Origin of the sequence: Citrobacter tructae (genome assembly GCF_004684345.1) — a bacterium.
GTDB classification, from domain to species: domain Bacteria; phylum Pseudomonadota; class Gammaproteobacteria; order Enterobacterales; family Enterobacteriaceae; genus Citrobacter; species Citrobacter tructae.
Genome location: NZ_CP038469.1, coordinates 2,680,269 through 2,692,155, shown reverse-complemented (window position 1 = coordinate 2,692,155; position 11,887 = coordinate 2,680,269). Strand labels below are relative to the sequence as shown.

Below are 11,887 nucleotides of genomic sequence, written 5' to 3'. Positions count from 1 at the left end.
GTATTACGTTTTTTTTAGTAAAGCAGGAGGCTCTTGTGTCATTTAATTATCTGAAAACCGCCATTAAGCAAAAGGGCTGTACCCTGCAACAGGTGGCGGATGCCAGCGGCATGACCAAGGGATATTTAAGCCAACTCCTGAATGCCAAAATCAAAAGCCCCAGCGCGCAAAAGCTGGAGGCGCTGCACCGTTTTCTCGGACTTGAGTTTCCTCGGCAGCAGAAAAATATCGGTGTGGTATTCGGTAAGTTCTATCCGCTGCATACCGGCCATATCTATCTGATCCAGCGTGCCTGTAGCCAGGTTGATGAGCTGCATATCATCATGGGCTATGACGATACGCGCGACCGCAGCCTGTTTGAAGACAGCGCCATGTCACAACAGCCCACGGTTTCCGACCGTCTTCGCTGGCTGCTCCAAACGTTCAAGTATCAGAAAAATATCCGTATTCATGCCTTCAACGAAGAAGGCATGGAGCCTTATCCGCACGGCTGGGATGTATGGGGTAATGGCATCAAAACGTTTATGCAGGAGAAGGGGATCCAGCCAAACTGGATCTACACCTCTGAAGAAGCCGATGCGCCACAGTATCTTGAGCATCTGGGAATAGAAACGGTACTGGTCGATCCCAAACGGACGTTTATGAGCATCAGTGGTGGACAAATCCGTGAAAACCCGTTTCGCTACTGGGAATATATCCCCACTGAGGTTAAGCCGTTTTTCGTGCGTACCGTGGCGATCCTCGGCGGCGAGTCGAGCGGCAAATCGACGTTGGTGAATAAGCTCGCCAATATCTTCAATACCACCAGTGCGTGGGAATATGGCCGTGATTATGTCTTCTCCCATTTGGGCGGCGATGAGATGGCGTTACAGTATTCCGATTACGATAAAATCGCGCTCGGTCAAGCTCAGTACATTGATTTTGCAGTTAAATACGCCAATAAAGTGGCGTTTATCGATACTGACTTTGTCACCACTCAGGCGTTCTGTAAAAAGTACGAAGGCCGTGAGCACCCGTTTGTGCAGGCGCTGATCGACGAATATCGCTTCGATCTGGTGATCCTGCTGGAAAACAATACGCCGTGGGTTGCGGATGGATTACGCAGTCTGGGAAGTTCGGTTGACCGGAAGGCGTTTCAGACGCTGTTGGTGGAGATGTTGCAGGAAAACAATATTGAATTTGTGCACGTGGAGGAGCCTGACTATGACGGTCGATTCCTGCGTTGTGTGGAGTTGGTGAAAGAATTAATGGGCGAGCAGGGATAAGACTGAAATGCCAGCTGGCGGCGTTACACCGCCAACTGACATTTAACGGCAGTTACTTCGCAATACGCTTGTATTTGATACGCTTCGGCTCCAGCGCATCTGCACCCAGCGTGCGTTTCTTGTACTCTTCGTATTCGGTAAAGTTACCTTCGAAGAATTCGACTTTCCCTTCATCCTGGTAATCCAGAATGTGGGTGGCGATACGGTCGAGGAACCAACGGTCGTGCGAGATAACCATCGCGCAGCCTGGGAACTCCAGCAGGGCGTTTTCCAGCGCGCGCAGGGTTTCGATATCCAGGTCGTTTGTCGGTTCATCGAGCAGCAGCATGTTGCCGCCAACCTGCAGCAGTTTCGCCAGGTGCAGACGGCCACGCTCACCACCGGACAGTTCGCCGACGCGTTTACCTTGATCAACACCTTTGAAGTTGAAGCGGCCTACGTAAGCGCGGCTTGGCATTTCGGTGTTGCCGATCTTCATGATATCCAGCCCGCCGGACACTTCTTCCCACACGGTTTTGCTGTTATCCATAGCGTCACGGAACTGGTCAACGGAGGCCAGTTTCACGGTTTCACCCAGTTCGATGGTGCCGCTGTCTGGCTGTTCTTCACCAGAGAGCATACGGAACAGGGTTGATTTACCCGCGCCGTTCGGACCGATGATACCGACAATTGCGCCTTTCGGTACTGAGAAGCTCAGATCGTCAATTAACAGGCGATCGCCGTAGGATTTACGCAGGTTGCTGACCTCAACGACTTTATCGCCCAGACGTGGTCCAGGTGGAATAAACAGTTCGTTGGTTTCGTTACGTTTCTGGTATTCGGTGCTGTTGAGTTCTTCAAAGCGTGCCAGACGGGCTTTGCCCTTCGACTGACGGCCTTTCGCACCCTGACGTACCCACTCCAGCTCTTTCTCAATGGATTTACGGCGAGCCGCTTCCTGAGAGGCTTCCTGCGCCAGACGCTGATCTTTCTGCTCCAGCCAGGAAGAGTAGTTACCTTCCCACGGAATACCTTCACCGCGGTCAAGTTCCAGAATCCATCCGGCAACGTTATCGAGGAAGTAACGGTCGTGGGTAATAGCCACTACGGTCCCTTCAAAGTCGTGCAGGAAGCGTTCTAGCCATGCCACGGATTCTGCATCCAGGTGGTTGGTCGGTTCGTCGAGCAGCAGCATGTCTGGTTTTTCCAGCAGCAGGCGGCACAGCGCGACGCGGCGGCGTTCACCACCGGACAGTTTCTCAATTTTGGCATCCCAGTCCGGCAGGCGCAGGGCATCAGCGGCACGCTCCAACTGAACGTTCAGGTTGTGGCCGTCGTGTGCCTGAATAATTTCTTCGAACTTACCTTGCTGCGCGGCAAGCTTATCGAAGTCGGCATCCGGCTCGGCGTACTTCGCGTACACTTCATCCAGGCCTTTCAGGGCGTTAACCACTTCAGCGACCGCTTCTTCAACGGATTCACGAACGGTATGCTCTGGGTTCAGTTTCGGTTCCTGCGGCAGGTAACCGATCTTGATACCCGGTTGCGGACGTGCTTCGCCCTCGATGTCGGTATCAATGCCGGCCATGATGCGCAGCAGGGTAGATTTACCCGCGCCGTTCAGACCGAGTACACCGATTTTGGCACCCGGGAAGAAGCTCAGAGAGATGTTTTTAAGAATATGACGTTTCGGCGGAACGACTTTGCCGACACGATGCATGGTATAAACGAATTGGGCCACGTTGGACTCGCCTCTCATCTAATTAATGATGAATAGTTATCAAAGGCGAAGTGTAGCCTTTTTCATTGCCCAATCCCAGCCAGCAGATCTCACTCGCAACAAAAGTAAAAAAGTGTCCGTAACGTGGCACATTTTGCAATGTCTGGTTAGCATGAATCTATTAAGCGGCATGATGCTGTACAGACGTAACACGATAAGAGGAAGAGCTTGTGGACAAAGCCAAACACGTAACCTGGCGCCTGCTGGCGGCCAGCGTATGTCTGCTGACGGTCAGTCAAATGGCGCGAGCTGATTCTCTGGATGACCAGCGCAATCGCTATGCGCAAATTAAACAGGCCTGGGATAACCGGCAGATGGATGTCGTAGAGCAAATGATGCCGGGCCTGAAGAACTATCCTCTGTATCCCTACCTTGAATATCGCCAAATTACTGACGATCTGATGAATCAGCCCACCGTTACTGTAACCAATTTTGTGCGCGCTAACCCAACGCTGCCGCCCGCGCGCACGCTGCAATCGCGCTTCGTGAACGAACTGGCGCGTCGGGAAGACTGGCGTGGGCTGCTAGCATTCAGCCCGGATAAACCCGGTACCACCGAAGCGCAATGTAATTACTACTATGCGAAATGGAGTACCGGCCAGGCTGAAGAAGCCTGGCAGGGCGCAAAAGATCTTTGGCTAACCGGGAAGAGTCAGCCTAATGCCTGTGACAAATTATTCGGCGTATGGCGGGCATCAGGTACTCAGGATCCACTGGCTTATCTCGAACGTATTCGCCTGGCGATGAAGGCGGGTAATACGGGGCTGGTTACCGCGCTGGCCGGACAAATGCCGGCGGAGTATCAGACCATTGCTTCAGCGATTATCGCATTAGCAAACAACCCTAATTCGGTGATGACTTTTGCACGTACCACCGGCGCCACGGATTTTACCCGTCAGATGGCGGCTGTGGCATTTGCCAGTGTGGCGCGTCAGGATGCGGAAAATGCACGCTTGATGATCCCGTCATTAGCACAGGCGCAGCAGCTTAATGACGACCAAACCCAGGAGTTGCGCGATATTGTCGCCTGGCGTCTGATGGGCAACGACGTCACTGACGAGCAGGCCAAATGGCGCGATGATGCGATTATGCGCTCAAATTCCACTACGCTTGTGGAACGCCGTGTGCGCATGGCGCTGGGAACCGGCGATCGTCGCGGACTGAATACCTGGCTGGCGCGTCTGCCGATGGAAGCAAAAGAAAAAGACGAATGGCGCTACTGGCAGGCGGATCTGCTGCTGGAGCGCGGGCGTGACGCTGAAGCAAAAGAGATCCTACACCAGTTAATGCAGCAACGTGGTTTCTATCCGATGGTGGCGGCGCAACGCCTCGGTGAAGAGTACGTGTTGAAAGTGGATAAAGCGCCAGCGAACGTTGACTCTGCGCTGACTCAGGGACCGGAAATGGCGCGCGTGCGTGAGCTGATGTACTGGAACCTGGACAATACTGCACGCAGCGAATGGGCGAACCTGGTCACCAGTCGCACCAAGTCTGAGCAGGCACAACTGGCGCGTTATGCGTTTAATAACCACTGGTGGGATCTGAGCGTGCAGGCAACGATCGCGGGTAAACTCTGGGATCATCTGGAAGAACGTTTCCCGCTGGCCTACAAAGATCTGTTTACCCGCTACACCAGCGACAAGGATATTCCGCAGAGTTATGCGATGGCGATCGCACGTCAGGAAAGCGCCTGGAACCCGAAGGTGAAATCACCGGTAGGCGCCAGCGGGTTGATGCAGATAATGCCGGGCACGGCGACGCATACGGTGAAAATGTTCTCGATTCCGGGTTACAGCAGCCCAAGCCAGCTACTGGATCCTGATACCAACATCAATATCGGTACCAGCTATTTGCAGTATGTGTATCAACAGTTTGGCAATAACCGCATCTTTGCTTCAGCGGCCTATAACGCCGGACCGGGTCGTGTTCGCACCTGGCTTGGCAATAGCGCGGGACGCATTGATGCCGTGGCGTTTGTGGAAAGTATCCCGTTCTCTGAGACCCGTGGGTACGTGAAAAACGTGCTGGCTTACGATGCCTACTATCGCTACTTCCTCGGCGATAAGCCTGAGTTGATGAGCGACGCAGAATGGCAACGCCGTTACTGATCACACTGAGTGTGTTATGCTATCGTACTCGTTAAAGAGTACAAAAGGGGGGAGGCATCGCGCTTCCCCCACAACGATGGCGATATCTTATGACACAGCAATCACCCTATTCAGCAGAGATGGCAGAACAACGTCACCAGGAGTGGTTACGTTTTGTCGATCTGCTTAAACACGCCTACGAGCAAGATTTGCACCTGCCGCTGCTCAATTTGATGTTAACACCGGACGAGCGCGAAGCATTGGGAACTCGGGTGCGCATTGTTGAGGAGCTGCTGCGTGGCGAGATGAGCCAGCGCGAGCTGAAAAATGAGCTTGGGGCGGGTATCGCCACTATTACGCGGGGTTCGAACAGCCTCAAATCCGCACCGGTCGAGCTGCGTCAGTGGCTGGAGCAGGTACTGCTGAAAAATGTCTGACCTACAACTTACTGATACACCTCGTTATGAAACGGGCTGAGCGCCAGGATCACCGCCTGGTGATAGACGCTGGTGCGGGTTAACTTCCCGGCGGTAAACACGCCAATCGCCCCTTCTTTACGGCCAATCTCGTCAATGCCCGTGTACTGCGACATCACCGGACCGAGCGCTTCTCCCTGACGGACTCTGTCGAGAATAACCGCCGGTAGCGGCAGCGTGGCAGAACGCGCTTCACCGCGCTGGGCGCCATTATCAATCACCACCCAACTGAAGGTGGCGTCATCGTCAATTCCCGCCTCAATGGCCACCCAGAAATCGGCCTGTGGATGCAGGCAGCGTGCGTTATCCACGCGATTTCGTGCGCCAGTGCGCGTTTCCTGACTTCCAAAAGGTTGTTCCGGCACACCGCTCTCGACGGCGATGGGTTCAATATGGCAGGATCCTTCACCGAAAATCTCTTCAAATGCCCGAAGAATTGCCTGAATTTTGGCAGGATTGGTGGTCGCAGAGATAACCTTGTGCATAATTAAGCTCAGTTTGAAAATTCATCGCAGAGTCTACTCAAAGTATGACGAGTATATAACGGAAAAAACGCATGTTACAGGTATACCTTGTTCGCCACGGTGAAACGCAGTGGAACGCCGAGCGACGTATTCAAGGCCAGTCAGACAGCCCGCTGACCGCTAAAGGTGAGCAGCAAGCTATGCAGGTTGGCGAACGCGCCCGCTCGCTTGGCATCACGCACGTCATCAGTAGCGATTTAGGTCGTACACGACGCACCGCAGAAATCATCGCCCAGGCTTGTGGCTGTGATATCACCTATGACTCCCGCCTGCGCGAGCTGAATATGGGGGTGCTGGAAAAACGCCACATCGACTCTCTGACACCAGAGGAAGAAGGCTGGCGCCGCCAGTTGGTGAATGGCACGGTAGATGGACGCATTCCGGAAGGTGAGTCAATGCAGGAGCTGGCAGATCGTGTTAACGCTGCGTTGGCATCCTGTCTGGAGCTTCCGCCGGGGAGTCGTCCACTGCTAGTGAGCCACGGTATTGCGCTGGGCTGTCTGGTGAGTACGATTCTGGGATTGCCCGCCTGGGCTGAGCGTCGCTTGCGTCTGCGCAACTGCTCGATTTCCCGCGTCGATTATCAGGAAAGTCTATGGCTGGCACCGGGTTGGGTTGTTGAAACGGCAGGGGACATCTCGCATCTGGACGCCCCTGCGTTGGATGAGCTACAGCGTTAACGGCGGATAGGAATCAGGAATTCGCAGCGTAGATTAATAGGGCGATCGCCTGCTTTGGCATCTTCTGCCGGGTAGTATCGCTCTATATCCTGACCTTTACGACGCGTCAGGTTCAGCATTGGCATACAGGTGCCGTACACCGTCAGAATAAATTCCTGTACACCTGTTCCCAGACCTTCATACGTAAACATCACATATTCGCCGCCCTGCAACAGGATTGGCTGCGCCGACTGGACATAGCCACTGGCCTGTTCTGGCGTGAGTGCTGTGGTATAGAATACTTCCTGCTCGTCATCTTTCTCAAAGCTAGGGCGTGTTTCGTTCAGACCATACAGCACCGGCGGGATCGCAGGGGCCTGACTGAGGAAGTCGCGCCAGAACTGAATACGCATTTCATGACGGAAATCGGAAATCTGTTCCAGCGAGCAGGAGTAGCTTTGCGTGGTGCCGAGCAGGTGCGTATCTTCCAGCGTCACAAACTGGTGCGCCGGCATGGCGAATTCCCCGAGTCGCATCGGTGGGCGAATACCAAAAGCGCTCCATTCCGGCGAACGGCGGTACAGCGCAGGTGTCTGGGAAAATTGCTTTTTGAACGCACGGGTAAACGTCTGTTGAGAGTCAAAACGGTATTGCAGGGCAATATCCAGAATCGGACGCGCAGTCAGGCGTAGCGCCACAGCGGATTTTGATAAACGACGGGCGCGGATATAGGCGCCAATAGCGTGGCCCGTCACGTCCTTAAACATTCTCTGCAGATGCCACTTGGAATAGCCTGCCTTTGCCGCCACATTGTCAAGCGACAGAGGTTGATCCAGATGACCTTCCAGCCAGATTAATAGGTCGCGAATAATGCCAGCCTGATCCATAAAATATCCTCATCCTTTCAACAGCGAGTACCTGACGTCAGGTAATGAGGATAATAGCATTTTTTGCTGTTTTAGCATTCAGTGTTTTTTTTGCGCATAAATGCTGTTTTTGGACATACGAAAGCGTGATTATTGTAATCCTGTGATCTGTATACGTTTTATCTTAGAATGTCGAATAATTACACAGAGTAACTTTAAAGAATGGTAACAATATGAAATATAAGAGCTTAGTCATTTCGTCAATTTTGCTGATGCTGGCACAGGTGGCTCACGCGGAACAGATTGGTTCTGTCGATACGGTGTTCAAAATGTTTGGGCCAGATCATAAAATCGTTGTCGAAGCGTTTGACGATCCGGATGTCACTAATGTGACCTGCTACGTCAGTCGCGCGAAGACCGGCGGCATCAAGGGGGGGCTGGGGCTGGCGGAAGACACTTCCGATGCCGCCATTTCCTGTCAGCAGGTGGGTCCGGTTGAGTTGAGTGACAGAATTAAGAACGGTAAAGCTCAGGGAGAAGTCGTCTTCAAGAAACGTACGTCGCTGGTGTTTAAATCATTACAGGTCGTGCGCTTTTATGATGAAAAACGCAACACGCTGGCGTATCTGGCCTATTCCGACAAGGTTGTCGACGGTTCGCCTAAAAATGCCATTAGTGCGGTGCCTATTATGCCGTGGCGGCAGTAACAAGGAAGCAGAATGCAACAGGCGTTGATCTGGTTGGTTGAGGATGAGCAGGGGATCGCGGATACGCTTATCTACATGCTGCAACAGGAAGGTTTTAGCGTGGAAGCGTTTGAGCGTGGGTTGCCCGTGCTGGAAAATGCGCGGCAGCGATGCCCGGATGCGATAATCCTCGATGTCGGATTACCCGATATCAGCGGTTTTGAGCTCTGTCGACGTCTGCTGGAGCGCCATCCGGCGCTGCCCGTTCTCTTTCTGACCGCCCGCAGCGATGAAGTGGATCGTCTGCTGGGGCTGGAGATTGGCGCGGATGATTATGTCGCCAAACCTTTCTCACCGCGTGAGGTGTGTGCCAGGGTGCGCACGTTACTCCGGCGGGTGAGGAAATTCGCTGCGCCGTCATCGGCAACGCGCTTTGGTGATTTTGAACTCAATGAACCCGCCGCACAGATCGCATGGTTTGGCAGTCCGTTAAACCTGACGCGCTATGAATTCCTGTTGCTAAAAACCTTGCTGATGTCGCCAGGTCGCATCTACTCTCGCCAGCAGTTGATGGATTTAGTCTGGGCCGATGCGCAGGATACCTATGACAGAACGGTGGACACACACATCAAAACGCTGCGTGCCAAACTGCGGGCTATTAATCCCGAACTCTCACCGATTAACACTCATCGTGGCATGGGATATAGCCTGAGGAACGCCTGATGCGCATTGGCATGCGGTTGCTGCTGGGCTACTTTCTGATTGTCGCCGTTGCCGCTTGGTTTGTTCTGTCTATTTTTGTGCAGGAGATTAAGCCTGGTGTACGCCGTGCCACCGAAGGCACCTTGATTGACACCGCCACGTTGTTAGCGGCGCTGGCGCGTGACGATGTTCTCTCCGGTTCTCCCGCCAACGGCAAGCTGGCACAGGCGTTCTCGCAACTGCACAATCGCCCCTTTCGCGCCAATATCAGCGGTATTAACAAAGTGCGTAATGAATATCACGTCTACATGACGGACGCCCAGGGCAAGGTGCTGTTTGATTCTGCCAACAAAGCGGTAGGGGAAGATTATTCCCGCTGGAACGATGTGTGGTTAACGCTGCGCGGTCAGTATGGCGCGCGCAGTACGCCGCAAAACCCGGCTGACCCGGAAAGTTCGGTGATGTACGTTGCCGCACCGATTATCGACGGCGAGCGTATTATTGGGGTGCTTAGCGTTGGTAAACCGAATGCGGCGATGGCCCCGGTCATTAAACGTAGCGAGCGGCGGATGCTGTGGGCGAGTGCCGTGTTGCTGGGCATTGCATTAGTGATTGGCGTTGGGATGGTATGGTGGATTAACCGGTCTATTGCCCGGCTGGCGCGCTATGCCGACTCTGTGACGGAGAATCGACCCGTCGCGTTACCGGATTTAGGCAGCAGTGAATTACGTAAACTGGCGCAGGCGCTGGAAAGTATGCGTCTGAAGCTGGAGGGCAAAAATTACATCGAGCAATATGTGTATGCCTTAACGCATGAGCTCAAAAGTCCGCTGGCGGCTATTCGCGGCGCGGCAGAAATTTTGCGTGAAGGACCGCCGCCTGACGTGGTGGCGCGTTTCACCGACAATATTCTGACTCAAAATGCACGTATGCAGGCGCTGGTTGAAACCCTGCTGCGCCAGGCGCGACTGGAGAACCGGCAGGATATTACGTTTACGCCCGTTTCGGTAGATGGGCTGTTTGCCCAGTTGCGTGAAGCGCGTAGCGTCCAACTGGCCGCTAAGCATATCACGTTGAACATTGTGCCCTCGTCTTTGGTTGTCGCCGCTGAACCCGCTCTGCTGGAACAGGCTGTAGGTAACCTGCTGGATAACGCCATCGACTTCACGCCTGAGCAGGGAACCATTGTCCTGAGCGCGCAACAGCAAGGAGATAAGGTCACGTTGCAGGTTACGGACAGCGGTAGCGGCATCCCTGACTTTGCGTTGCCACGCATATTTGAGCGCTTTTATTCGCTTCCACGCGAGAATGGGCACAAGAGCAGTGGTTTGGGGCTGGCGTTTGTCAGCGAAGTTGTGCGACTGCATGAAGGTACGGTGACATTATCTAACCGGCCCGAAGGCGGAGCGCAGGCGTCGTTCACACTTCACCGTCACTTCACATAGCTTCAATTTCTGCGCACATAACTGTTCTACCTTGCCGTCATTGCAAAGGAGAACGCTATGTTGAAATCCCCCCTGTTTTGGAAAATTGTCACCTTAAGTGGCGCAATGCTGCTGCTGTTAATTCCGCTGACGATGGTCAGGCAGATAATTGTTGAGCGATCGGATTATCGTCATGAGGTAGACGATGCCATCCGGCAGAGTACCAGCGGGCCGCAGAAATTAGTCGGGCCGCTGATTGCTATCCCCGTAACCGAACTTTATACCGCGCTGGAGGATGATAAAGAGGTCCTGCGTAAGCGCAGTTATATCCATTTCTGGCTGCCGGAATTGCTGATGGTTGAGGGCAATCAAAATGTTGAAGGACGTAAAGTCGGTATTTACGAGGGTCAGGTTTGGCACAACGATGTGTCCCTTAAAGCAGAATTTAATGCTGAACGGCTGAGTGAATTGAATCATCCCAATGTAACGTTGGGGAAACCGTTTATTGTGGTTGGCGTAGGTGATGCGCGCGGAATTGGTGTGGTGAAAGTGCCGCAGATCAATGGGACGTCACTGGCCGTTGAGCCTGGAACAGGGTTGGATGGGCGTGCTCAGGGGATCCACATTCCGCTACCGGACGCGGGATGGGCGGAGCACAACCTCAGTCTGGCGTTGTCACTGAATTTGAGTGGTACTGGCGATTTCTCCGTCGTTCCGGTGGGGCGCAACAGCGAAATGACCTTAACCAGCAATTGGCCACATCCTAACTTTTTGGGGGATTTTCTGCCGGTTAAGCGCGAAATTAGCGCGTCAGGTTTTACTGCACAATGGCAAAGCAGCTGGTTCGCCAATAACCTCGGTGAGCGTTTTGACGGGGAAAAGATTGGCTGGCAGGGCATGCCTGCATTTAGCGTGGCAGTAGCAACACCGGCCGATCAGTATCAGTTAACGGACAGGGCAACAAAATATGCCATTCTGCTGATTGTGCTGACCTTTATGTCTTTCTTCGTGCTTGAAAGCATGACCAGCCTGCGTCTGCACCCGATGCAGTACCTGCTGGTGGGCTTATCGCTAGTGATGTTTTACTTGTTGCTGCTGGCGTTGTCAGAGCATGTCGGTTTTACCGCCGCGTGGATTATAGCCAGTCTGGTTGGTGCGCTGATGAACGGCGTTTATTTACAGGCAGTATTACAAGGATGGCGTAACAGTATTTTGTTCACCGTGGCACTGCTGACACTGGATGGGGTGATGTGGGTATTACTGCGTTCGCAGGACAGTTCTTTGTTGCTGGGAACCGGTGTGCTGCTATTGGCACTGTGCGGGATTATGTTCCTGACGCGCCATCTTGACTGGCACTCGCTTGCTCAGACGAAGCCCAAAGAGGTTCAAGTCGCAGAGAACGACGAATTTCGCTTGTGGAAATAGGGTGATGAAGAAAT

11 protein-coding genes are annotated in these 11,887 nt (G+C 53.4%); 8 read left to right on the top strand and 3 right to left on the bottom strand.

What is annotated here, in order from left to right:
* Positions 1-35: 35 nt before the first annotated feature.
* Positions 36-1,265 carry a multifunctional transcriptional regulator/nicotinamide-nucleotide adenylyltransferase/ribosylnicotinamide kinase NadR gene (nadR, locus tag E4Z61_RS13615; RefSeq protein WP_135323239.1) on the top strand — a complete coding sequence of 410 codons (1,230 nt, stop codon included), beginning with the start codon at positions 36-38 and terminating at the stop codon, positions 1,263-1,265.
* A 52-nt stretch (positions 1,266-1,317) separates the two neighbouring features.
* On the opposite strand, the gene ettA is transcribed toward nadR, so the two are convergent.
* Positions 1,318-2,985: an energy-dependent translational throttle protein EttA gene (gene ettA, locus E4Z61_RS13610; RefSeq protein WP_135323238.1), complete on the bottom strand. Its 1,668-nt coding sequence runs from the start codon at positions 2,983-2,985 to the stop codon at positions 1,318-1,320.
* 209 nt (positions 2,986-3,194) lie between these two features.
* On the opposite strand from ettA, the gene sltY reads away from it, so the two are divergent.
* Positions 3,195-5,132 carry a murein transglycosylase gene (gene sltY, locus E4Z61_RS13605; protein WP_135323237.1) on the top strand — a complete coding sequence of 646 codons (1,938 nt, stop codon included), beginning with the start codon at positions 3,195-3,197 and terminating at the stop codon, positions 5,130-5,132.
* 89 nt (positions 5,133-5,221) lie between these two features.
* Entirely contained in the window at positions 5,222-5,548 is a 327-nt protein-coding gene (gene trpR / locus E4Z61_RS13600; protein ID WP_135323236.1) for a trp operon repressor, read from the top strand.
* Between the two features lie 8 nt (positions 5,549-5,556).
* Here trpR and yjjX read toward each other — a convergent pair whose 3' ends face one another.
* Positions 5,557-6,072 (bottom strand): inosine/xanthosine triphosphatase, encoded by a 516-nt coding sequence (gene yjjX, locus E4Z61_RS13595; protein WP_135323235.1) that lies wholly within the window; start codon positions 6,070-6,072, stop codon positions 5,557-5,559.
* A 71-nt stretch (positions 6,073-6,143) separates the two neighbouring features.
* Between yjjX and gpmB the strand changes: the two genes are divergently transcribed.
* Positions 6,144-6,791, top strand: a complete 648-nt coding sequence (gpmB, locus tag E4Z61_RS13590) for a 2,3-diphosphoglycerate-dependent phosphoglycerate mutase GpmB (RefSeq protein ID WP_135323234.1) — start codon at positions 6,144-6,146, stop codon at positions 6,789-6,791.
* On the opposite strand, the gene robA is transcribed toward gpmB, so the two are convergent.
* Positions 6,788-7,657, bottom strand: a complete 870-nt coding sequence (gene robA, locus E4Z61_RS13585; protein ID WP_135323233.1) for an MDR efflux pump AcrAB transcriptional activator RobA — start codon at positions 7,655-7,657, stop codon at positions 6,788-6,790. The genes gpmB and robA overlap by 4 nt on opposite strands.
* Positions 7,658-7,869: 212 nt before the next feature.
* On the opposite strand from robA, the gene creA reads away from it, so the two are divergent.
* The 4 genes from creA to creD are packed head-to-tail and all read left to right on the top strand — an operon-like array spanning position 7,870 to position 11,873.
* Positions 7,870-8,343 carry a protein CreA gene (gene creA, locus E4Z61_RS13580; RefSeq protein ID WP_135323232.1) on the top strand — a complete coding sequence of 158 codons (474 nt, stop codon included), beginning with the start codon at positions 7,870-7,872 and terminating at the stop codon, positions 8,341-8,343.
* 12 nt (positions 8,344-8,355) lie between these two features.
* Positions 8,356-9,045: a two-component system response regulator CreB gene (gene creB / locus E4Z61_RS13575; protein WP_135323231.1), complete on the top strand. Its 690-nt coding sequence runs from the start codon at positions 8,356-8,358 to the stop codon at positions 9,043-9,045.
* Positions 9,045-10,469 carry a two-component system sensor histidine kinase CreC gene (creC, locus tag E4Z61_RS13570; protein ID WP_135323230.1) on the top strand — a complete coding sequence of 475 codons (1,425 nt, stop codon included), beginning with the start codon at positions 9,045-9,047 and terminating at the stop codon, positions 10,467-10,469. The genes creB and creC overlap by 1 nt, the downstream gene beginning before the upstream one ends.
* Positions 10,470-10,526: 57 nt before the next feature.
* Positions 10,527-11,873 carry a cell envelope integrity protein CreD gene (gene creD / locus E4Z61_RS13565; protein WP_135323229.1) on the top strand — a complete coding sequence of 449 codons (1,347 nt, stop codon included), beginning with the start codon at positions 10,527-10,529 and terminating at the stop codon, positions 11,871-11,873.
* Positions 11,874-11,887 lie beyond the last annotated feature (14 nt).